General features: G+C 44.6%; 23 protein-coding genes. 21 read left to right on the top strand and 2 right to left on the bottom strand.

The window, feature by feature from the left end; all coding sequences use genetic code 11:
- Positions 1-23: 23 nt before the first annotated feature.
- The 20 genes from IH879_01050 to IH879_00955 all read left to right on the top strand — a co-directional run bounded on the left by IH879_01050 (position 24) and on the right by IH879_00955 (position 20,790).
- Complete coding sequence (locus IH879_01050) at positions 24-908, top strand: HD domain-containing protein (protein MCH7673522.1); 885 nt, start codon at positions 24-26, stop codon at positions 906-908.
- A gap of 64 nt (positions 909-972) precedes the next feature.
- Positions 973-2,037, top strand: a complete 1,065-nt coding sequence (gene flhB / locus IH879_01045) for a flagellar biosynthesis protein FlhB (protein MCH7673521.1) — start codon at positions 973-975, stop codon at positions 2,035-2,037.
- Between the two features lie 293 nt (positions 2,038-2,330).
- A complete protein-coding gene (flhA, locus tag IH879_01040) occupies positions 2,331-4,385 on the top strand; it encodes a flagellar biosynthesis protein FlhA (GenBank protein MCH7673520.1) in 2,055 nt (684 codons plus the stop codon).
- Positions 4,378-5,496, top strand: coding sequence for a flagellar biosynthesis protein FlhF (flhF, locus tag IH879_01035; protein ID MCH7673519.1), 1,119 nt, complete (start codon positions 4,378-4,380; stop codon positions 5,494-5,496). The genes flhA and flhF overlap by 8 nt, the downstream gene beginning before the upstream one ends.
- Positions 5,496-5,762 (top strand): hypothetical protein, encoded by a 267-nt coding sequence (locus tag IH879_01030; GenBank protein ID MCH7673518.1) that lies wholly within the window; start codon positions 5,496-5,498, stop codon positions 5,760-5,762. The genes flhF and IH879_01030 overlap by 1 nt, the downstream gene beginning before the upstream one ends.
- Positions 5,755-6,519 carry a FliA/WhiG family RNA polymerase sigma factor gene (locus tag IH879_01025; GenBank protein ID MCH7673517.1) on the top strand — a complete coding sequence of 255 codons (765 nt, stop codon included), beginning with the start codon at positions 5,755-5,757 and terminating at the stop codon, positions 6,517-6,519. The genes IH879_01030 and IH879_01025 overlap by 8 nt, the downstream gene beginning before the upstream one ends.
- A gap of 14 nt (positions 6,520-6,533) precedes the next feature.
- Positions 6,534-6,773, top strand: coding sequence for a hypothetical protein (locus IH879_01020; GenBank protein ID MCH7673516.1), 240 nt, complete (start codon positions 6,534-6,536; stop codon positions 6,771-6,773).
- Positions 6,774-6,787: 14 nt separating this feature from the next.
- On the top strand, positions 6,788-8,101 hold the full coding sequence (locus IH879_01015) for a hypothetical protein (protein MCH7673515.1): 1,314 nt from the start codon (positions 6,788-6,790) through the stop codon (positions 8,099-8,101).
- A gap of 257 nt (positions 8,102-8,358) precedes the next feature.
- Positions 8,359-9,105, top strand: a complete 747-nt coding sequence (locus tag IH879_01010) for a flagellar hook-basal body protein (protein MCH7673514.1) — start codon at positions 8,359-8,361, stop codon at positions 9,103-9,105.
- A gap of 145 nt (positions 9,106-9,250) precedes the next feature.
- Complete coding sequence (gene flgG / locus IH879_01005; protein ID MCH7673513.1) at positions 9,251-10,039, top strand: flagellar basal-body rod protein FlgG; 789 nt, start codon at positions 9,251-9,253, stop codon at positions 10,037-10,039.
- A 100-nt stretch (positions 10,040-10,139) separates the two neighbouring features.
- Positions 10,140-10,802, top strand: coding sequence for a flagellar basal body P-ring formation protein FlgA (flgA, locus tag IH879_01000; GenBank protein MCH7673512.1), 663 nt, complete (start codon positions 10,140-10,142; stop codon positions 10,800-10,802).
- Positions 10,803-10,811: 9 nt separating this feature from the next.
- Positions 10,812-11,444, top strand: a complete 633-nt coding sequence (locus IH879_00995; GenBank protein ID MCH7673511.1) for a flagellar basal body L-ring protein FlgH — start codon at positions 10,812-10,814, stop codon at positions 11,442-11,444.
- Between the two features lie 63 nt (positions 11,445-11,507).
- A complete protein-coding gene (locus tag IH879_00990; protein ID MCH7673510.1) occupies positions 11,508-12,629 on the top strand; it encodes a flagellar basal body P-ring protein FlgI in 1,122 nt (373 codons plus the stop codon).
- Positions 12,630-12,804: 175 nt separating this feature from the next.
- On the top strand, positions 12,805-13,590 hold the full coding sequence (locus tag IH879_00985) for a transglycosylase SLT domain-containing protein (GenBank protein ID MCH7673509.1): 786 nt from the start codon (positions 12,805-12,807) through the stop codon (positions 13,588-13,590).
- 3 nt (positions 13,591-13,593) lie between these two features.
- Entirely contained in the window at positions 13,594-14,094 is a 501-nt protein-coding gene (locus IH879_00980; protein MCH7673508.1) for a flagellar protein FlgN, read from the top strand.
- Positions 14,095-14,298: 204 nt separating this feature from the next.
- Entirely contained in the window at positions 14,299-15,678 is a 1,380-nt protein-coding gene (gene flgK, locus IH879_00975; protein MCH7673507.1) for a flagellar hook-associated protein FlgK, read from the top strand.
- 191 nt (positions 15,679-15,869) lie between these two features.
- Entirely contained in the window at positions 15,870-16,763 is an 894-nt protein-coding gene (gene flgL, locus IH879_00970) for a flagellar hook-associated protein FlgL (GenBank protein ID MCH7673506.1), read from the top strand.
- Positions 16,764-16,913: 150 nt separating this feature from the next.
- A complete protein-coding gene (locus tag IH879_00965; GenBank protein ID MCH7673505.1) occupies positions 16,914-17,504 on the top strand; it encodes a tetratricopeptide repeat protein in 591 nt (196 codons plus the stop codon).
- A gap of 158 nt (positions 17,505-17,662) precedes the next feature.
- Positions 17,663-19,318 (top strand): glycosyltransferase, encoded by a 1,656-nt coding sequence (locus IH879_00960; protein ID MCH7673504.1) that lies wholly within the window; start codon positions 17,663-17,665, stop codon positions 19,316-19,318.
- Positions 19,319-19,407: 89 nt separating this feature from the next.
- Positions 19,408-20,790, top strand: coding sequence for a tetratricopeptide repeat protein (locus tag IH879_00955; GenBank protein MCH7673503.1), 1,383 nt, complete (start codon positions 19,408-19,410; stop codon positions 20,788-20,790).
- A 6-nt stretch (positions 20,791-20,796) separates the two neighbouring features.
- Here the strand turns inward: IH879_00955 and IH879_00950 are convergent, their stop codons facing one another.
- On the bottom strand, positions 20,797-21,084 hold the full coding sequence (locus IH879_00950; GenBank protein ID MCH7673502.1) for a hypothetical protein: 288 nt from the start codon (positions 21,082-21,084) through the stop codon (positions 20,797-20,799).
- Positions 21,085-21,244: 160 nt separating this feature from the next.
- Positions 21,245-22,183: an alpha/beta fold hydrolase gene (locus IH879_00945; protein MCH7673501.1), complete on the bottom strand. Its 939-nt coding sequence runs from the start codon at positions 22,181-22,183 to the stop codon at positions 21,245-21,247.
- A gap of 308 nt (positions 22,184-22,491) precedes the next feature.
- On the opposite strand from IH879_00945, the gene IH879_00940 reads away from it, so the two are divergent.
- Positions 22,492-23,049 (top strand): arginine decarboxylase, pyruvoyl-dependent, encoded by a 558-nt coding sequence (locus IH879_00940; protein ID MCH7673500.1) that lies wholly within the window; start codon positions 22,492-22,494, stop codon positions 23,047-23,049.
- The last annotated feature ends 75 nt before the right edge of the window (positions 23,050-23,124 follow it).

Here is a 23,124-nt window from a genome sequence, read left to right as displayed (position 1 = left end):
AAATTTAAAGTAAGCAGTAGAAAATGAAAATCGTTGAATTATCCCAGGATGTATTAGGTCAAAAACTAGGAAAAAATCTCTATAACGCGAACGGCAATTTATTGCTGCGCAAAGGCGTTGAGATCAATCCTCATTATTTAGATCACTTTAAGAAAAAAGGATATAAAAGCATCTACCTGTTAAATAATGACCAGGAAGTGACTCAGACTTCCTCTCATCTTCTTTCCGAGCGTCTTCTATGTACTTCTCCTTTTGTTCTGAAAAGAATCTTTAGAAACCTGATGGCTGACAACAAGAAAAAGGCTTCGGATGCCAAGTATGAACTGATTGCATTGACCGAGTCAATCATATTAAATGTCAGTGGCCAGAATCAAAAAGTACCAAAAGTTCTGGACTTGAAGACACAGGAGGACTATCTGTATCAACATTCTATCAATGTTGCAGCGTATTCGGTTCTTATTGGCGAAAAGCTAAAATACCCAAGAACGAAATTATTTAATTTAGTATTGGCTTCGCTGCTTCACGACTTTGGCATGTTGTTCATCGACAACGAAATTGTAAATAAAGCTTCCAGATTAGAAGAAATTGAACTGGAAAAAGTCAGGGAGCATACCACCAAAGGTTTTCGTCATTTGATTGGTCCGTGCTCTTTTGACGGCTTGAGCAGCGTGGCTTCCGTGCAGCACCACGAACGGTTCGACGGCTCCGGATATCCCAGAAAAATCGGGGGAGATGACATTCACGAATATTCCCGCATTATTACTTTGATTGATTTTTATGACGCTTGGACTTCCGACCGCCCGCATCGGCGCCTGCACTCAATTGACCAAACCCTTGACTTTATCGAGAGTGATGAAAGCAAAACTTTTGATCTTAAAATAGTCGAGGCGTTTTTAGACATTTTTTGAATAGCATTAACATAACTTTTTAAAAACCTTCAACCTTTAAGCAGCTGTAACCAGTGACATGTAGATGGCTGAAGAATCCTTTCAAGAAAAAACAGAAGACGCGACTCCGCGGCGCCTTCAGGAGGCGCGTAAAGAGGGAAATGTGGCGAAAAGTGCGGAGTTCAATTCCGTTTGTATTCTGCTTTTCGGCTTAATCACTCTTTCTTTTCTTGGCAGTCAAATTTTCCAGCAACTCATTTCCGGGTTTAAGATTTTCTATCGTGAAATCGCAAATATGGAGATTACCTATGGCAGTATTCACTATTATTTCAAACTTGGCTTTAAGTCATTTTTTAAATTGATAGCGCCATTACTGGGAGTTCTGGCTTTAGTGGGAATTGGCGTGAATTTGGTTCAGGTTGGGTTTTTGTTCACCTTAAAACCTCTGGTGCCGAATTTCAAGAAATTAAACCCACTGACCGGGTTTAAGAAGTTTGTCTCTCCCAAATCTTTTGTTGAGCTGGTAAAGGGGATACTGAAACTTTTAATTGTCGGCTTGATCGCCTACTGGACAATCATGTCCCAGAAAGAGCGCTATCTTTATTTGATTTATGCAGACGTTGGCGAAATCGTACTGTTTATTGCGTCGATTGTTTTTCAGGTAGCAATTAGAACCATTGGCGCATTGGTAGTACTCGCGCTTCTGGATTTGTTTTACCAGAAATGGCAATACAAAAAAGACATGCGTATGACCAAAGAACAAGTAAAGGAAGAACAAAAACAGGCCGAAGGTGATCCGCTGGTGAAGAGCCAGATTAAGAGCTTGCAGCAGAGCAGATCTCGCCAGCGTATGATGAATGCCGTGGCGGAAGCAGATGTGGTGATCACAAACCCGACCAGATTAGCCGTGGCGCTTAAATACGATTTGGAAGAGATGACCGCCCCGATGATTTTGGCTAAAGGAGCCCGCCGCCTGGCGAAAAGGATCAGGGAGATCGCGCAGGAACACGACATTCCAATTGTTGAAAATAAACCGTTGGCGCAATCGCTTTATAAAATTGGCGAAGTCGGTAAGGAAATTCCATACGATCTTTTCCATGCCGTGGCCGAAGTGTTTGCCTATGTTTTTCAGATGAAGAAAAGGAATTAAAAAATCGATGAGAGAAAAACGATTAACGAGAAGCGAGGAATATGCCTGAGTCTCTCTTCGCTTCTCGCTTTTCGTTTCGACGGAGATCATATTATGCTGAGATTGAATCTCCGGATTTACGTCAATAACGAGATAAACCTCATTAGGAAGCTCTGCTTCGCCATAACGCCACGGTTTTCGAAGTGAAACTTCGATAGCAATACGTTCCAAAGCCGGAGCTTTTGAACGCGATAATGTAATGTTTGGAGACTTTGTTGTCTGAAGAAAAACCACAACCTCGATTTTCATCATTCATTGAGTTAATTCAAAACCGGACCGATATCGTGCTGGCGATTTCGGTGGTGGCGATTATCATGTTTATGATTATTCCGCTACCCAGCTTTATGCTGGACTTTCTTCTGGCGGTTAACATCGCTTGCTCGTTGATGATTCTTTTGGTGCCAATGTACGCCATCAAGCCCCTCGAGTTTTCCGTCTTCCCGGGTGTTCTTTTATTGGTAACCCTATTTCGCCTTTCTCTGAACGTAGCCTCCACCCGCTTAATTTTAGGAGAAGGATACGCTGGTGAAGTCATCGAGGCGTTCGGAGGATTTGTCGTTGGCGGAAATTATGTTGTCGGGGTGGTCATTTTTATCATTTTGGTTGTGATCAACTTTGTGGTGATTACCAAAGGCTCGGGCAGAATTGCCGAGGTCGCGGCGAGGTTTACCTTGGACGCCATGCCCGGAAAACAGATGGCCATTGACGCGGATTTGAACACCGGCATCATCGATGAAAAAGAAGCTCGCGAGCGCAGAACTGAGATTAGAAAGGAAGCGGATTTTTACGGCGCCATGGATGGTGCCAGTAAATTCGTCCGCGGAGACGCGGTGGCTGGAATACTCATTACAGTAATCAACATCATCGGCGGATTGATCATTGGGATGTCGCAATTAAATATGAGTGTGACGGAAGCGCTCACAACTTACACGATCCTGACAGTTGGAGATGGCTTGGTTTCACAGATTCCCGCCCTGCTAATCTCGACTTCCGCCGGCCTGATTGTCACAAGGTCAACCTCAGAGGATAATCTGGCCAAAACTTTATCCAGTCAACTTTTTTCAAAACCACGAGCAAGTTATGTCGCCGGTGGCGTGTTGGTTACTATGGGAATTATCCCTGGATTGCCAACCCTGCCCTTTCTGGTATTGGGAGGGGTAATCGTTGGCATTGGCTATATTTCTAAAGGCTTCATATCAGAATCACCAGAGGAAGAAAGCGTTGAAGAAGAGCTGCTGCCCGAACCTTCGGAAAAGGAGGTTATCGAAAGCTATCTTCACGTTGATCCTCTTGAAATTGAAATCGGTTACAGTCTTATCCCAATGATCGATGTAAACCAGGGCGGCGATTTGCTCGACAGCATAACTATGATTCGCAAGCAGATTGCTCAAGAGCTCGGTATCGTCGTTCCGGCGATTCGCATCCGGGACAACGTGCAGCTGAAGGCCAGCGAATATGTCATTAAAATTAAAGGCAACCAGATCGCCTCCGGCGAAGTGATGACCGGATACTATCTGGCCTTGGCACCTGATGGCGAAGATGAGGCTCTGGAAGGTATTAAGACCGTTGACCCGACCTACAAAATGCCGGCGTATTGGCTGAATCAAGAGCAAAAAGAGAAGGCGGAACTTAAAGGATACGCCGTTGTCGATGCCTCCGCAGTTGTCTCCACCCATTTGATGCACGTCATAAAGCGAGATGCTTATAAAATTCTCGACCGCCAGGCCGTGCAAAATCTTCTCGATAATTTCAAAGAAGAACATTCAGCCGTGGTCGAAGAGTTGGTCCCGAATCTTGTGACCGTTGGAACCATTCAAAATGTTTTACGGAACTTGCTCAAAGAAAACATTCCAATCAGGGACTTGTCCACCATCCTTGAGGAATTAGCGGATCGCATCCCTTTGACAAAGGACCCTGAGCTGTTAACCGAGTACGTGCGAGTTGCGGTTTCCGAGGCCATCACGAATTTATATAAGAACGAGCAAAGTGAAATTCACGCCATGACTTTAGACGCCCGGCTGGAAGAGTTTCTTTTGAAGCAAACGGCAGGAGGCAAGCAGCCCGGAGCCAACCTGGGTCTTTCACCCGATGCCATGAAGGAACTCTTTAAACAGGTCCATGACAAAAAACAGGAACTGCTACTCACGGGCAGTAAACCGCTTCTCATAACCGGACCGACCATAAGACGGTTTGTCAAGAAATTTTTTGAGCCGGTGATTCCGGAATTGCACGTTTTATCGATTTCCGAATTATTACCGGGCATTGTTGTTAACACAATGGGCAGCATAGGACTATTGAGCTATGATTAAAAAATTTACAGCACCGACAGTTAAAGAAGCCATTCAATTGGCTAAAGAGCATTTCGGTGACGATGCAATTATTTTGCAGACAAAAAAATCAGACAAGGAATCGGGCGAACCCGGCATGTTTGAATTGACCGCCATGTCAGATGATAACTCGCCTTCTGTTCCGGCAAAGCCCGCAGAAAAAAAGCCGGCAAAAATGTTTTATACTCCGGCAGATTTAAAACCGCCGCAAAAAAGCAGTCCGGTTAAGTCTGAGACGGAGCTGATGGCGGAGCTAAACCAGCTTAAAGAAACCCTCAAAGATATGTCACATTACATCCGGTATTCAAAGATGTTGTTGCTGCCGGAGACGCTGCGTTTTCTGGTAGAGGAAAAAGGGGTGGATGAAGATCTGGCATCTGAATTGGTCTATAAAGTGTCACACAAGTTGGATAAATCAGAAACCGATGATCAGTTTAGAATCAAGCAGGAGTTGCAGATCGAAATTGGTAAATATTTTAATACTTTCAACAGTACTGCTTTGCCGCCCAATAAACCAAAGCTGATCTGCCTGGTTGGCCCCACCGGCGTGGGCAAGACCACTTCGATCATTAAATTGGCCACGAACCCAGATTACTTTGGCAAGCAAAGAGTCGGGCTGATTACGATCGATACTTATCGCGTTGCGGCCGCTGCCCAGTTGAAAACATTCGCGGCATTGGCCAAGTTACCTCTTGAGATTGTTTATGAGCCTGCAGAGTTCAAACAAGCAGTTGATAAATTTAAAAATCAGCAAGTAATTTTAGTTGACACCGCAGGGAGAAGCCCGTTAGATTCCGGCCATTTAGAGGACCTTAAACGTTTTTTAAACCTGGAAATGTTTGATGAAATCCATCTCGTTTTGCCCGCTTCCATGCGGCCGGATATTCTGGTGGATTCGGCGAAAAATTTTTCAACGCTTCCGGTCAACCGGTTGATTATTTCTAAAATTGATGAAACCACCCGGCTAGGTAATATTTTGAATGTCGGCAAAAAAATTGACCTGCCGATTTCATTTTTCACTAATGGACAAAGAGTTCCTGACGATATATTTTTAGCGGACAAAAATCAAATTGCTAATATGATTATAAATTAATGATAACCCAAATCATCATAAAGTTTAGTTTTTTTGTCGCCATACTTGGAATTCTCTATTGCCTTGTCACAGGCGTTTCGTTTTCTGAAAGCATCCTGCGTGGACTTTTTGTATTTGCAGGCATTTATTTAGTCTTAATCGTATTTTTTGTAGGAGTGAGAGTCATAATGACTCAAGGCCCGAAGAAAGTTGAGCCAAAAGCAGTGAAACCGAAAACAGTTGAGCAACCGGAAGAAGCAGCAGAAGAGGAAATTGCGGGTGAATAACGAGGACCTTGTTAAAGAGTATTTAAAATCTCAAAACCCGAGACTCCGTGAGCAGGTGATTGTCGGATTCATGCCGATTGTGAAATATGTAATCGGGCGCATGAATCTCGCCGTTCGAAATAAAGCCGAATTGGAAGACATTCACAGTTCTGGAATCATCGGCTTGATCCGTGCTTTGGAAGACTTCGACATTAAGAAAAACGCCAGTTTTAAAACCTACGCCACCTGGCGCGTTCGGGGTTATATTCTCGATTATCTCAGAAAAATTGATATTGTCAGCCGATCCGACCGCGCCAAATTGAAAGAGATTGAGCGCTCCATTTCAAAATTAACTTTTGAGTTGAACCGGGAACCGTCGAATTTCGAGATTGCCGATGATGTCGGCATGGAGCTGAAGGAGTGCCATCGCGTCCTGGAGATGGCACAAATTAATTTCAGCATTTCTCTCGATCAACCTCATGACGTGGATGGAGAAGAGGTCCGGCTCAGTGACGCCATCCCCGATAAAAATTCCGTGAGCCCCTTTGAACAATTAAACAGAAAAAATATACTCAATTCAGTAAAAGACGCCATTTACAAACTACCTGAGCGGCAAAGACTCATTGTCCTCATGTATTATCATGACGAAATGACACTCTTGGAAATTGGCAAAGTGCTTAATTTGTCCGAATCACGAATCAGCCGTCTTTTAGGAAAGGCAATTCTTACTGTCCGCAATGAGCTTCGCAGGCTGACCATCATCGAACCAAGTACATAAAGAAGGTAATTGTCATGGATGACTACGGTGTATCTTTAGGGGTGCCCACTGCGGCAAGTCCGAATTCAGTCGGAGAAAGGCAGCAGCCTAAGCAGCAAAAAAAGCAGAAGAAGAAAAAGCAGGACAAGAAGCATTCTGCGGATTCGCAGGACCTCGCCATCATTTCAGGACAGACTCAAAAACCAAAAAATACTAAAAAAACCAAGGACGATGAGCCCTCAGGAAAAGGCGGCTTTATCGACATTCAAGTTTAACCAAGGATAGACCCGTGATATTTTTAGAAAATTTACTATCTCGTCCCAAAGCTCTGCTTTGGAATGCAAATGCAAGCGCACCTCCTGTTTTTCCTCGTTCCAAAGCTTCTGCTTCGGAACGCAATTGCTTTAGAAATTCTGTTTCGATCTGGGTAGGGATGATTGTAAGCATAATCGTTTTCACTCAAATTGCTCAAAGCGCTGACCTCACCGATATCCGCACCGGATTTCACAGAACCTATTCCAGAGTGGTCATCCAATTCGATTCTGACGTACAATTTCAAGTTATCAAAGACGTTGAAAATGGCACGGTGATCATTGATGTGCTCGGCGTAAATGCGGTTCATAACTTTGGTGAAATTAATCTCGATCAAAAAGATCGTTATTTAAAGCAGGTAAGCGTTAAGCCATCACCGAATTTTCTTTCAGTCACTACGATTTTGAAGCTGTCTAATCTACGAGTTGATCATTATTATTTAAACCGACCGTTTCGAATTGTACTGGACATTTATCCAACTTCTATTTTGAGAGAAAAAACTAAAAAAAGAGAGAAGACTTTGCAACCTGAACCGCAGGCAGGTGAGCAAATGCTTGTCACAGCTGTATCTCAAGTTGATTCTCTGCAATCAATCGAATTTGATTCGGTTGAGTCATCTGAAATGGACTCACCCTCGCTTTCCGCAGCTGCCGATGATTCATTGGAAGGAGCGGTTTTTGCAAATTACGACAGCACAGAAACCCTGCTCAACGAATCAATCATTCCTTTCCAAACCTCCTTGAATTCAGTGAAATCTGAGCTGTCAAAAATTGCAAAAGATCGAACCTCCAAGGGAAATCAACTGATGAGCAAGTACACACTGGTTTCCGTGATGGTCGCTGCGTTTGTCCTGATTGATTTGATTTTGATGGCTGTTTATCTTATGAGGCGCTCCAAGAAATCCGAAAGCTCCCTGCAAACCCGAAAGCGATTGGGGGAAAAGCAAGCCGTTTCAAAACAAACAAACCGTAAATTTGTCGAAATTTTGAAATCCACTTTAGAATCGAACGAAATCGAAGAAATCAGGAAGGAGCCTGAGGTGGTTCGAGCCAATAAATCTGGTGCTGCAAACACGCCTCCCAGGCTTGAGTCACTAATGCGATCCTTTTCTGAGTCGGTGAAGACTCCCAAAGGGAGGTCTCCGTCTCCGCCGGAATTGGCAGAAGTCGCCCGCGATTTAGGCTCAATTGTGGCGGCGTCGCGAGTCGGTAAAGAAGTCACCAGGGAAGAGCTGATTGGCAAAGACGGCGCCGAGTTTTTGAAGAATTTGCAGAAGCAGTCTTTAAATTAGGAAAACGATGAGGCTGTCCAAAGAGTGTGCAAAAAAAGGATGCCTTTGCGAGCGTAATGTGGACAGTAAAGAGATAAGTTGCTATCGGTAATATTTCCTTGTACTGGGTAAAAAGTAACAGTTACAAGCCCAAAAAACCTTTTCGGAGTTTCCATTTAATTCCTTAATAAATAACAACTAAAATCGATGATTTGCGCATGGCATGCATGTTGCTTTAGCCAGGTAGATTTTGGGTCATTTAATCATAGAGGAAATAGATGTTAACAAGACTGATACTGACCGGCCATGCTATGACAACGCAAATGGCCCAATTGGAAACCATAACAAATAATCTGGCGAACATCAGTACCAGAGGATACAAACGCGAAGAGCTGTTCGTCAACGCGCTCAAGAAAAAAGTCAGCGAGCTTAGCGGACCGGACTTTGCAAAAAACATGACGATCCCATACGCTGGCTCTCGAATTGATTTTACCCAGGGTGCGCTGGAAGGTACCAACCGCCCCCTCGATGTTGCGATTTCTGGCGACGGACTCTTTTCCGTTGAAACGCTGGAAGGCGAAGCCTACACCCGCGACGGCCGTTTTACGCTTAATCAGGAAGGTCTGTTGATTACCGTTGATGGCCTTCCCGTTTTGGGAGAGGGCGGCCCGATTGAAATCAATTTGCAGGAGAATTCTGCTGCCGAAATTTTGATAAACGGATCCGGCGAAATTCTCATTGACGGCAACGTCATTGATAAATTGAAAATTGTGTCGGCCCAAAACCCATCAGATTTTTCCAAGATAGGGTCGAACTTGTTTCAACTGAAGGAAGGCATTGAGGCGACCCCTTTGGAGAATGTAGAGTTGAAACAGGGGTTTTTGGAAAACTCCAACGTCGACTCGGTTTCCGAAATGGTTGCCATGATCGACTTGATGCATCAATATGAAGTGGGTCAGAAAATGATCCGGTCGCAGGATGCCATTTTACAAAAAGCGGCCAACGAAATAGGACGGGTGGGCTAATCACCTTGGGTCCTCCCAGCAGACTGACTCATTACGAAGCTCTGCTTCGTAATGCTTATGCGAAACAGAGTTTCGCATCCATAAGCATTCCAAGCAGGAGCTTGGGAACGAGAATTTAGAATCTGAAAAATTAGGAGAATGGACAATGATTAGAGCCTTACGAACTGCTTCATTAGGAATGTTTGCTCAAAGCTTAAAACTTGATAACATCGCTAATAATTTAGCGAACATCAGCACCACGGGTTTCAAAAAAAGCTCCATTGAATTTCAGGATCTCTTTTATCAAACCTTACGTCCGGCGGGTGTAACCGACCAATTGAATACCGAGCTTCCGACTGAGCTGCAAATCGGTCACGGTAACCGCCCAATTGGGACGGTAAAGAATTTCATGCAAGGCAATGTCGTTCGCACCGATAATAATTTAGATGTCGCTTTGGAGGGTGATGGCTTCTTTCAAATTCAGAAGCCGGACGGAACGTTGGCCTACACCCGGGACGGCAATTTTCGCTTGTCTTCCGATGGGCAAATCGTCAATGTTGTCGGTTTGATCCTGGAACCTGGAATCGCAGTGCCTCAGGAGGCCCTGCAAATTAACATCGGCGTTGACGGTACCGTTTCGGCCATCGTGAGCGGCGCTACCGAACCGGAGGAACTGGGACAAATTGAACTGGCAAAGTTTATCAATGCGGGCGGTCTGAAGAATATCGGCGGAAACCTGTTTGAAGCGACCGCTGCCTCAGGAGACGCTATTTTAGGAACCCCGGGCGGGGAAGGATTCGGTCAACTTCTTCAAGGTTATCTGGAAGAATCCAATGTGGACGTGGTTAAAGAGATGGTCGATATGATCGTCGCCCAGCGGGCTTTCGAGACCAACAGCAAGGCTATTCGAACCGCCGAGCAGATGATGGAAGTCGCCAGTAACTTGAAACGGTAAAGTTGGTATTTTGATGTCATTTCGAACATTTCGGCTGTGCTCAGTGCAGGTTCCGCGAGATTTTTGTTTACGGTTATGCACATTAATAGCCCTGTTGATTTTGCCAGTTAATCAAGGCAAAAGCCAGATTCTGACCACAGAACAACTCAAGGTAACCATTGAAAAGTATGTCCTGCACAAACTACAATTGTCAAAAGACGAACTGCTTTTAGAGTTTCCCAATCTGGAAAAACAGAATGCCGCGAAAATCGCTTGTGATGAAATCAAAATTTTACCATCTCGCAAACCGGTCCGCAAAGGCCTTCAATTCATCAAGTGCGGATTGTATCGAAACGGCCAATACCTGAAAACGTTGAACGTGAACACTCGAATTAGAACATTTCAAAACGTTATAGTAAGTAAAACGAAGTTAGGACGATTTACCGTTGTAAATTCGGAGGACCTGCAATTAGCAAGGCTTGAAACAACCAGTCTTACCAAGAAAACGTTTTCTTCGCTGAAAGAGATAAGCGGATTGAGAACTACGAGACTTATTCAAACCGGCGATGTGATTACCGAAAATTTAGTTGAAACACTGCCGGTGATTGCGAGAGGAGGTGGAGTCGACATTCGTTTTAAACGAGGTTCGCTTGAAATTACCACCCCCGGCGTCGCCCGTCAGGACGGCAAAATCGGAGATGAAATCCGGGTCAAGTGTGTTGGAAACAAAAAGAGTTACACGGCAAAAGTCATAGATGCAAAGACGGTTTTAGTGAATCTTTAAAGGACTATCATGAAAAGAATTACGGGATTAATTTTTGTTTTATTGGTCAGCGCTTTGGCGCAAAATGGATTTGCCCAATCTTTTAATAAGTATAAAAACAGTTCGCTTTACACCGATATCAAAGCCCGCAGGGTCGGCGATATCGTGACGATTCTGATCGTAGAATCAACCTCGGGTTCCCAACAGTCGAATCTTAAATTTTCCGGGAAATCTTCGTTAAAAGCTAACGGTAGTTTGAGCGGCAATCTCACCAGTGTTTTGCCTTTGATAGGCGTGTCTTCCAGCTTCGAGAACGACCAGACCGATCAGGCTGGCACGGCCCAAAAGGATGGACTCACCGGAAAATTGACAGCAGTCGTGACGGAAATTTTGCCGAACGGCAATCTGAAAATACGAGGCCGACGCCGTCTCGAAGTAAACGGCGAATCTTACTTGTTAGATGTAAAAGGACTGGTGCGGCCCAAAGATATCGCTTCGGACAATATGGTTCTATCTTATAATATAGCCAATGTAGAAATCGCTTATAAAAAAGATGGTTTTCTAAGAAGCAGGCCGGGCATGATAGGTCGCTGGTCGACCTGGCTCATGGTGATGGGACTCGGTGCGGCTGCGGTTTTGGGGATCTCGGCTGCGGCGAATTAGAGTTGATCGATGCCATCGCTTTAAGAGATAGCATCGTTGTTTTCAAACAAAATAGCTTAAGAGATGAAGATTAATTATTTAAAAGTTCTACTAATTTTTATCCTACAGTTTGCTAACCTTTTTGGCCAGGCCCGCATCAAAGACATTGCCTCTTTTCAAGGAATGCATGGCCAGCATTTAATCGGCTACGGACTCGTGATCGGACTCGACGGCTCCGGGGACCGGAGCAGCGGTTCCCGCGGGGCGATTTTTACCGTGCAGTCGGTGGCCAACATGCTTGAGAAATTCGGCATTACCGTATCGGCCAACAAACTCCGGGTGCGCAACGTGGCTGCAGTCATGGTTACCGCTAACCTCAACGCTTTTGCAAATATCGGCACAAAGCTCGATGTTACAGTCTCCTCTTTGGGTGACGCCAAAAGCTTGGAAGGGGGCATGCTTCTAATTACGCCTTTGTTGAACACCAGCGGTGAGCTTTACGCCTTGGCGCAGGGTCCGCTTTCAATCGGCGGGTTTAACATCGAAACCGGCGATGGGGAGAAGATACGGCAAAACTACACTCTGGTCGGCCGGGTTCCGAATGGCGCGATTGTGCAGAAAGCCATGCAGTCGGTTCTTGATGTAGAAAAGCCTTTAGGAATTATGCTGCAAAATCCGGATTTTACGACTTCCTCCCGGGTTGCCAAAGCCATTAATTCACGGTTTGCGTCAAATATTGCAACTCCGGTCAATGCGGCGACGATTTATGTCAAGTGGCCGCGGCGTGTGCAAAAATCCGGAGATCTGGTGAAGTTTATGTCGGAGATCGAAAGCTTGACTGTAGTGCAGGATCGAATTGCAAAAGTGGTTATGAACGAACGCACCGGGACGATTGTTGCCGGCGGCAATGTGCAGATTTCCGAAATCATGGTTTCGCACGGCAACCTGACCATCCACACGAGACGGACACCGGTGATTTCGCAGCCGGCTCCGTTTGCCCGGCGCGGTAGAACCGTGCTTGAAGGAATCACTTCGACGACCGTGCAAATTGATAAAGCGAATACAGTGGTAATTAATAACACAGTGACGGTCAGCGACATCGCTTCTGCTTTAAATCAGCTGGGGGTGAAGCCACGGGACATTATTGCAATTTTTCAGGCGATTAAAGAAGCGGGAGCGCTGCAGGCGGAGCTGGTGGTGATGTAACACCCCCCCTTAGTCCCCCCTCGAAGGGGGAATTAAAGGGGGGTGTTAGGGTGTTCGGGTGTTAAAGTGTTTAAAGATTTTAATTGTTCTCAGATAGTATTCGCACCTGAACAAACACACAAACATTTTTATCCATTTCGATTATATTTAGAAATCACACACAAGAACAAAGAATTTGAAAATCAGCACAGACGGTACAAACTCAATTTTAAACAATATTGCAAAGGCCAAACTGGATTACGTCGATCTGGCGCAAAAGAAAGAGGCCAACCCGAGGTTCGAGAAGCTCAAAAAGGCGGCCCAGAATTTCGAGGCCATTTTCATTACCCAGATTTTGAGCAATATGCGACGCAGCATTAATTCCGGGTTATTCGGCCAGGGAATGTCGAGCGATATGTACCATAGAATGTTTGATGAAAACATCGCTCAGGCAATTGCGAGCAAGGGCGGCTTCGGTTTGTCCGATATTATAATTAAAAGCCTGCATAAGGACAACGGACAGGAAGAGTCGGCACCGGGAGCAACACTCGCCGACTATTGGCTGCGTCCAGTCAGACGAATTTCAACTCAGAAGATGGACCGCAATTGGGACCGTTCGATTATTAATAAAGCAGCCGACAAATTTGGCGTCGATGCAAAGCTGGTCGAAGCAATCATAAAAGTGGAATCTAATTACAATGCAAAAGCGATATCTAAAAAAGGCGCGGTTGGCTTGATGCAGCTGATGAAAAGTACAGCAGAACAAATGGGCGTTAAGAACCGGTATCACCCGGAGCAGAATATTTTCGGCGGCGTCAATTATTTTAAACAGCAGCTAGAGCGTTTTGAGGGGAACCTTAAGCTTGCCCTAAGCGCATACAACGCCGGCCCGGCAGCTGTTGAAAAGTTCAACGGCATGCCACCCTATGAAGAGACCCAAGTGTATGTGAAGAAAGTTTTAAGTGCTTATCGGGAAATGTAGCCCATGGATGCAATTGTAGAAGACTTAATTTCGATTATCGCCAGCGAAATAGATGCCTTTAAGCAGCTATTAAAAACGCTCCATGAGAAACAAAGAGCTATAGTTGAGGGCCAAACTGAACGATTAAATAAGTATGTCCAAAGTGAAAATAAACTCGCAAATAAAACGAAAGCGATTGAAACCGAAAGGTTAGCGAAAACGAAGGAATTGGCGGAAAAACTTTCACTCGATGACCTGAATCCTCGTCTGAGCAAAATAATCGAAGAAGTAGAAGGAAAATATGCCGAGCGGCTTCGGGAACAGCGCGATTTATTGATGTCGCTTGTTGAAAAAATTCGAACGCTGAATAAGAGCAACCAGTTTCTTTTGAACTATTCGCTGCGGTTTATCGAAAAGAGTATGAAGATACTTTTGGGTGGAAATGACAAGGCTTCTATTTATCAAGAGGATGGCAAGCTGCAAACCAGGGTTGGTAAATATAAAATGTTAGATCACTCTATCTAGAAAAACAATTACGAATTATTGTTTCAGATGAATCGTATTTCTTGGTAGTTTTAAAATTCAGGATCAGTCATTAAACGACATTTATGTCATTGGGTCATGAGGCCACTGACAATAAATGACTGAATGACAACCTCAAAACAGATTTTAGATTCTTACTAAGAACCTTTAATTAATGCACGTTATTTAGGAATCACAAACTAGACAATGCCTGACTTATCAAGAATACTTGGAATCGCACGACGGGCGCTGCAAGCGCATCAAAGCGCCATGAGTGTGGCAAGTAACAATATCGCCAACGTCAATACCGAGGGGTACTCCCGTCAGCGAATTATGCTTTCGGCGGGCAAATCGGTGGTGACGCCGCAGGGAATTCTTGGCTCGGGTGTGAACATTCAGGGCATCGAGCGCATCCACAGCAACTTTATCGAACAGCAGCTCTTGAATGAGCGGCCCAATTTTTACCAGTATGAATTTAAAAGCACGGCCTTGCATTTTATCGAAGATATTTTCGGTGAGCCGTCGGATTTCGGTCTCACCAGAAATCTGGAGGATTTCTTCGATTCGTTTCACGACCTGGCGAACGATCCTGAAATCACTACCGCCCGAATTATTGTCCGCGAAAAAGCGGTGAGTTTAAAAAATACCTTCAGACGAATTAACCGGCAATTGACGGATTACCAGCAGCAGTTGAATACGGAGCTGGGGAAAAAAGTCGAGGAAGTAAATCGCTTGACATCTCAGGTCGCCCACCTGAATGAAAAAATTGTTAATGAGGAAGTGAGCGGCGGTAACGCTAACGATTTGCGCGATAAACGTTCCTTGCTGCTCGACGAGCTTTCGAAATTGGTGGATGTAAAAACGATTGAAAATGCCAGCGGCGGCATCAATGTGATTGTCGGCGGCAGGCATTTGGTCGTGGATACTCAGACGCAGGAATTGGCTTTGAGTGTAGAATCTGCAACAGCGATCGGGCCGAAAGTGGTGTTCAAAAATGGCGGGCAAGTCGCGGGTATTAGCAATGGCTCAATTAAGGGGATTTTAGATACCCGAGACACTCACGTTGCTGATTATCTGGTTCAACTGGATGAGTTGGCGGTGAATCTGGCGCAGCAAGTCAACGCCATTCACTCGACCGGCTACAATCTGGATGGTATCACCGGAACGGATTTATTTGACGCCAATGTAACCGGTGCGGCAGATATCGATCTCAATCCGGCAATTCTGGCCGATGCAAATCTCATCGCTGCTTCGGATGCCTTGAATGAACCCGGAAATAACAACACCGCGCTCTCGCTTGCGAATTTGCAAGATAGTTTGGTTATGAACGACGGTCATTTTACCTTCAGTGATTTCTACAATTCACTGATTTCTTCAATCGGAAGTCAGGCGCAGGAGTCTGATTTCTTTCAGGATAGTTTTGCAATTACCGTTGAAAAACTCGAGTTTACCCGGGATTCGATTTCCGGTGTTTCCCTGGATGAGGAAATGATCAATTTAATTGAAGCGCAACAGGCGTTCACGGCCGCGGCCAGGCTCGTGACGACGGTTGATGAGATGACGCAGACGATTTTGAATATGGTGTGATGAGATTTGTAATCCTCACTCATTCCGAAGCTCCACTTTGGCATGGAATTGGACGTGAAACTCCGTTTCGCAAAGGTAGTTACGCTCGCGTGAGCTGGCATTCCCAAGCATGAGCTTGGGAAGGAGAGATGGAAGCAGGAGCTTTGGTAATGAGAGATGAAGAGAGTAGCCAGAAGTAATTTGGAGTTGATATGCGAATAACCAATAAAATGATTGCCGGGAATATGCTGTCGGCGGTGCAGAGAAACCTGCAGATGATGAATGAGGCGCAGCTCAACATCGCGACCACGAAGAAAGTGCGGCGGCCGTCCGATGATCCGGCCGGCACTTTGCAAATTCAGCAATTCAAAGTTCTGATCAGCCGGAACGAGCAGTATTTAAAAAATATCACGCAGATCAGGGGTTTTACCACAAATTCCGAAGCCGCCCTGCAGGCGATTAGCGACGACCTGGAAACGGCTAAAAGCATCGCAATTCAGGGAGGTTCGGATACGGTAAACGCCGAGGCGAGGCAGAGTTTGGCTAAAAATATCGATCAGCTCATTGACAATATAATCGATCAAGGCAACTCAAGGTTCAAAGGCCGATTTGTTTTTGGCGGCACCCAGACTACTGGCACAAAGCCGTTTACCAGATCCGGCGATGTCATCACTTATAACGGCAACGATGCGGATATCAAAAGTAATATCGGCTTTGACACCCAGGTGACATACAACAAATCTGGCGCAGACATTTTTTCACCGGCAGGCGGCGTTGACATTTTTGCCGAACTGATTGCTTTGAAGCAGAGTCTGGAGAGCAACGATACCAACGCTATTCAAAATGCTATTGATGAATTGGGTAGTGCGCTTGATCAAGTGACGTCTTTTTCTGCGGAGTTTGGGGTCATCCAAAATAGATTGACTTTAACAGAGCAGCTCATTGAAACGGAGAATATCAATCTCGCAGAGTTCTTATCCAAAATTCAAGACACGGATATTGTTGAAGAAATCGTGAATTTGCAAATACTTGAAAATGCAACGACCACAGCCCTGAGGACGATGGCTGAGGTGATTCAAACCAGCTTAGTTGATTTCGTTAGTTAAAAAAATAAAATGTCATTGCGAGCAGCCCCGGCTTTTCCTTTAATCGGTTTAAAATAAAAATAGGATGGCGAGGCAGTCTTCTGCTTTGAGCTTGCTTCGCTCCATATGGTTGCTCACAAAAGACGAAAAAACTTTAGGAGAAATTGAATCATGGAATCGAATCAATCACAGCCTGACACTGTTAAACTATTGGAAGGCAGCCAATTTTTGCAACAGGGCAATTTCAAAGCAGCACAGGAAAGCTACAAACAAACCCTGGAACGAGAGCCTGAAAATCTCGAAGCGATTTATGGCTTGGGCATTATCTGTCAGTATGAAGAAAAGTATGAAGATGCAAAAAACTATTTTGAACGCGCTTTGAGTTTTTGTGGTGAGAACGGCGCCATTTTGAACAGTTACGGCGTTGTCGCGGCAAATTTAGGTGAGGATGAATCTGCCAGAGACTCATTCGAAAAAGCTGTCCAAATCGACCCGAAATTTTTAGATGCACAAAAGAATCTGGCGGAGATTTATATCGCTACCAAAGAGTATGAAAAAGGCATTGAGACCTATCAGAAAATTTTAAAACAGCACGGGGATGATATCGAATCACTTCTGAACGTCGCCCGGCTTTATTTCGAGATCGGAGATGTTGAATCTACGCGGTTTATTTTGGAGAAGGTTCTGGGAATCGATCCCAAAAATAAATCTGCTAAGGATGCTTTGGAAAAGTTGTCTGAGGAAGAATTGGTTCAGAAATAAGCTAATATTCTTTCTCTGGCGGGCTGTCCAAAAGTAACTCTGGTTCCAAAGCTCAGCTTTGGAACCGAATAATAAGCGAAACATTTGTTTCTCAAAGCCCGAATAGGGGAATTGATCAACTCCGCAACTATCTGAACAAATCATAAATCTTAAAAATCATGTCTTCAGGGAAGAGACGAGTTCCACAAAAAGAAAAAGACCAAGTAATCAACCTGTTCAAATCCAACCGGGTTGATGAAGCTCTCATCAAACTAATCGCTTTGCTGGACACCCACCCGAGCGACCATGAACTCCATTACCTCGCTGGCATGATCCACGGGTCGCAGTACCGATATGTAGAGGCGGTCGAGAGTTTTGAAGAGGCCGTTCGGTTCAATCCAAAGCATGGTGAATCGCATTTTGAGTTGGGACTTAGTCATGTAGCATTTTGCCGCTTCAATAAGGCGCTTGCCCGTTTTCAAAAAGCCGGAAAGTTAAATTACAATCTTAAAGAAACGAACGCTTACCTGCAAAAAATAAAAAAAGTTGCAAAGCCGAAAGACGTGACTCTTTCCACCTGTCTCATTGTTAAAAATGAAGAAAAACATTTGGCAACTTGCCTGAAAAGTGTCCAGGCAATTTCCGACGAAATAGTTGTCGTTGATACCGGTTCCGAAGACAGGACGGTGGAAATCGCCCAAGAACTTGGCGCAAAGGTTTTTCATTACGAGTGGCAGAAAGATTTTGCCGCCGCCAGAAATTTTGCCAACGAGCAGGCGTCAAGTGATTGGATTCTGCAACTCGACGCCGACGAGGAGCTTTTCCCCGAAGACCAGGGCAAGGTGCGGGAGCTTATCCATCAAGGTAAATGTAACGGTGCTTATCTGGCCTTGCACAACCGGGTTTCCTCAACGTTTGGTGAAAACCAACCTTCGGTGCATTATCTGGTGCGGCTCTATCGAAACAATGGGGACTGTTATTTTATCAACCCAATTCACGAAGTGCTGCAAATCTGCGGAGAGGTTCTGCCGGTGGATATCAATATTTTGCATCATGGCTACAACCTCGATCGGAATTACTTGGACAAGAAGAAAGAGCGAAATGCCGAAATCTTATACAAACGCCTGGAGGAAAATCCCGACAGTGTGACCACGCTTTTTTATCTCTGTATGATGCATATCGGCAAAAAGGAATTTGATCTGGCGGCATCGTTTGGAAAGCAGGCGCTCGAGAAAATAAGCGCCGACGATGTCGGAAAACAGCACCTCTACTTGATGCTTTTAAATAACCTCGCTCTCATCTCAGTTGAAAAGAAAGATCACGAGGCCGCGAAACAATATTGTCTGGAAGCGATCAAAATTAATGTAAATTATCTAGACCCCTACTATTTTCTCGGGGTAACTTATGTTCAAAAACAAAAGCCTGAGCTGGCAAAAGAAACTTTTCAGAATTACCTGAAGAAGCACAAAGAAATTACCAGTAAGCCGGTTTTTAACCTGTTTGCGAGTTCATCAGATACCTACTTGTACCAGGTCTATCATTTCCTCGGTAAAATTTATCGCAAAGAAGGGGAGAGTTCTCGGGCAAAAGAGATGCTGCTAAAATCAGTTAAGTCAAACCGCAGGTTTTGGATTGGCCTGGTGGACCTTGGCTACCTTTGTGTAGACTGCAAAGATTATTTGGCCGCAGCAGATTATTTTGACCGGGCCATTAAAATCGCCAGAAACAATCCTCAAGTGAACGAGGATAATCCCTTGCTCTGGGCTGATTTTACAAACGCGGTTAAGGCGTACGCCAGAGTTTTACAGGAACTGAGAAGTCGACAAGTTGCGTAGGAAACTTCTTTTTAACAGCTTAAACAGTTGCGAGGTAAGGACCGGTCGCGACCGGTCCCTACATTTTAACCACGCATGGAAGAACCAAAATGAGATCAAATTTTAAGTCAAAAAAACCGAGCCTTTCTCTTTGCATGATCGTCAAAAATGAGGAAGCGTATTTGCAAGAATGTTTGGAAAGTATCGAAGATGTGGTGGATGAAATCATCGTAGTCGATACCGGGTCGACGGACAGAACGGTTGAAATCGCCAGGCAGTTTGACGCCGAAGTTCACCACATTCCCTGGAACGACGATTTTGCCGCGGCCCGCAACGAAAGCATCAAGCACGCAACTGGTGACTGGATTCTGCAACTCGATGCCGACGAGCGGTTAGACCCGGAGTCAAAAAAGGAGCTGCGTCGCTGGCTTGAAAATAAGTCGAAAATGTGCGCAAGTGTTCTCATCGACAGCCCGAAGGAGGAGAATAATAAGGGGCACATCAGCCGGGCGCACCGTTTGTTTCGCAATTTGCCGGGCATCGAATACTCGGGCCTGATTCACGAGCAGATCTCTCCGTCCGTTTCGAAGTTGAAAGGCGAAGAGGGGTTTTCGAATATTAAAGTCATGCATTTGGGTTACGACAAAAGCGAAGATGAAATGCACGAAAAGAGCGAGCGGAATTACCAGCTCCTGAAGCGGCAAATAGCCCAGGAACCGAACAATGCCTATTACCATTTCACCCTGGCGCAAAATCTCATCCTGCGGAAAGAATACAAGGAGGCCCTGACTTCATTAAATACGGCATTGAAACTCGGCGGGCTGCCAAAAGATATCCGCTGCTCAATTTACAACAACCTGACTGAAGTGCACACGAAATTGGGCAAATATCCGGAAGCCGTACAATTTGCGGCAAAAGCGATTTCGCTTTCCAGAAACCAGACAACTTCCTATCTACTGCTTTATGAAATCTACGGTTATTTGGACAACCCTTTGAAGCAAATCGATTGCCTTGAATCCGTACTCGACATTATCGGCAATCAGAAGCAATCTTACAACGAGATTTCCCTCGAAGCGTATGTCGATGAAACAGCCATTTATATCAATTTAGGGAATCGATACTTTAAAACAAAGAAATTGGAGAAAGCCCACAATTGCTTTCAAAAAGCGCTTGAGAGGGACAAAAACAATTTATTGGCCTTAACGGGTTCAGCCAGCTATTTTCTCGAAACCGGAAAATTTAAAAAAGCTCAAGAGCTCTTTGAGCGTGTACATCAACAGGCGCCCGACGATTTTAACATCCTCGAAAAGCTTGGCTGGCTGGCAATTAAGTTGCAGAATTTTCCGAAGGGAATTGAGGTTTTCGAAGAGTTGCTCGCTTTGGAGCCGGAAAATCTAAATATCCTGAAACGACTTGCCGCGCTTTATTCCAAAACCGGAGATATAGAGAAGAGTAAAAAATATTTATTGAGATTAAAATCAAACAGCGAATAATGCTCTTCAATTGATTTTCGCCGACGCGCTGTCGATGGCATTTTCAATCTCGTTCCAGATGCCGTCCAATCTGACTTTCAGTTCACCCCATTCTAAATCACTCGCGTTTTGCATTTTTGCTAATTTCTCCTGGGCCAGGTTGCTCTTGGCAAACAACAGATCCAACTGGCGCTCGAATTCAAGTTGGTATTGCGGAGGTACCCGGTGAGCGTTTGATTTAATTTCATCAACTTGAGTTTGCCATTCTATGAGTTTGGCTCTTAGAGTTTCTTCGAATTGAGTTCGCTGGTTCATATTAATCTGCTAGAAATCTTGCTTTTGAAAATGTATGTTTACATACAAACGACGTGGATTAAATGAACTGTCATTTGTCATTCAGTCTATTTGCTTCGCGTCATTAACGAACCTAATGACTTAGTGGCAACGTAGCTTAGTGAGAGCAGTTTAAGTCGCGTTAGGTTCTTTTCTGTAAGAAATCCCTTATAACACCAAAAAATTCTTTAGGCCTCTCAACAAACGGGAAATGCCCGCAATTTTTCAACAGCACAAATTTTGAGTTGGGAATGTTTTCATGAATTTTTTGACTGCCTTCCAACGGATTGTCATCATGGTCGCCGTGAACGACTAAAGTCGGGCAGTTAATTTTACTCAGGTCATGGTGAATATCATAACTTGCAATGTCCTTGTAGAGGTTTTTCAGTTTTAGGCTGGTTTCAGCAAAGCCCGGCTGGAAAGTAAGCGTTAAACTATCGGCGAGGCTGCGGTCATAGAAAGCGCCGCGGAAATGGATTCGAAATAATTTTTCAAATGCAGCAGACTCTCGGTTTTTAAAGGCATCTGAGTTTAAGATTTCCAGACGCTGCAGGCTGTCTTCGGGAGTTAATCTCGGCAGGGTCTTCGCCATCAACTCCGAGCTCGCAGGAGTTGAGTTAAGAATCATCAGGGATTTCAGATTCTCGGGGTAAGTAATCCCATAAAACATCGCCAGCAGCCCACCCCAGGAGTGGCCCATCAGATTCATTTTTCCCAAATTAAAAGTTTTGCGAATCTCTTCGATGTCATCGATAAAATGGCGCATGGTGATTGCGCTTGAATCAACATCGAGTGAAGAGCGGCCACTCACTCTTTGGTCAAAGAAAATCAACTTGTGTGTCTCAGCCAATTCAGCCATTTGCGGTAGAAAATAGGTGTGATCCATTCCCGGTCCGCCGTGCAAAATCACAATCGGCTCGCCCTCACCCATGACTTTGGTATAGAGTTGGGTACCGTTTATTTCTCGCAGTCCCTCTTCGATAGTGAGTTCTTTGCTTTTTTCACATGAGGTTAAAATTAAAAGCGCTATAGAACACCCAACAGCTTTGACGATTGGTTTGTTGAAATAAACTTGTGACATGTTTTTCCCCGGAATTCTTGCGTGTCCAAAATTATTAAAATTACAGAATGAAAGCAAGCTAAAATCCTCTCAATTTTTTAATCACCGACAGATTATATTTTTGTTGATTTTACGAAAAAGCTTTTTTATATCCATATCGAGATGGATCTAAGAAACTTGTGTTTCATAATTTAACCTGAGTAATTCACAAACCTGCATTTTGGGCAAGAAACCTTGGCCAGGACAGTGGCAATAGATGGTTGCGGAAATTAACGAAGAAGTTTCCGCAACCAGGCAAACACATTCTCTAAATTTTGGCTGGAGGGAAAATGAACCCGTTAATACCCAAAAAACTGTTTTTCACAAAGGGGGTTGGTCATCATAGAAACCAACTCCAGAGCCTCGAAATAGGGCTTCGGAATTGCGGCATTGAACACTGCAACATCGTGAATGTATCGAGTATTTTTCCTCCTGAGTGCAAAATTATTTCAAAAGCCGAAGGCATTCAACAATTGAGTCATGGACAGATAACTTTTGTGGTCATGGCGAAGGCATCTACGAATGAACCTAATCGGCTCATTGCCGCGTCTATTGGCTTGGCCCAACCCGAAGACAAAAAACAGTACGGCTACATAAGTGAACATCATGCTTACGGTGAGACAAAGATAAAAGCTTCGGATTTTGCTGAAGATTTGGCCGCCACGATGTTGGCCTCTACCCTTGGCATTGAATTAGATCCAGATAAGGCCTGGAACGAACGCAAACAATTATATATCACCGACCAAAATCGCCAGTTCCGAACCCGGAGCATCGCTCAATCGACGAAAGGCCATAAAGATGGTTTGTGGACAACTGCCCTGGCCTGTGCCGTGATGTTAATCGATTAACCTGATTTATTCGCTGAGAACAAAGCGGTGAAGCCGCAAAAAAAAATAATACGCCACGGATTTTCACCGATTGAC

The organism is candidate division KSB1 bacterium (assembly GCA_022562085.1).
GTDB lineage: Bacteria > Zhuqueibacterota > Zhuqueibacteria > Oceanimicrobiales > Oceanimicrobiaceae > Oceanimicrobium.
The sequence above is the reverse complement of the archived record's forward strand: the minus strand, read 5'-3'. Positions and strand labels throughout refer to the sequence as shown.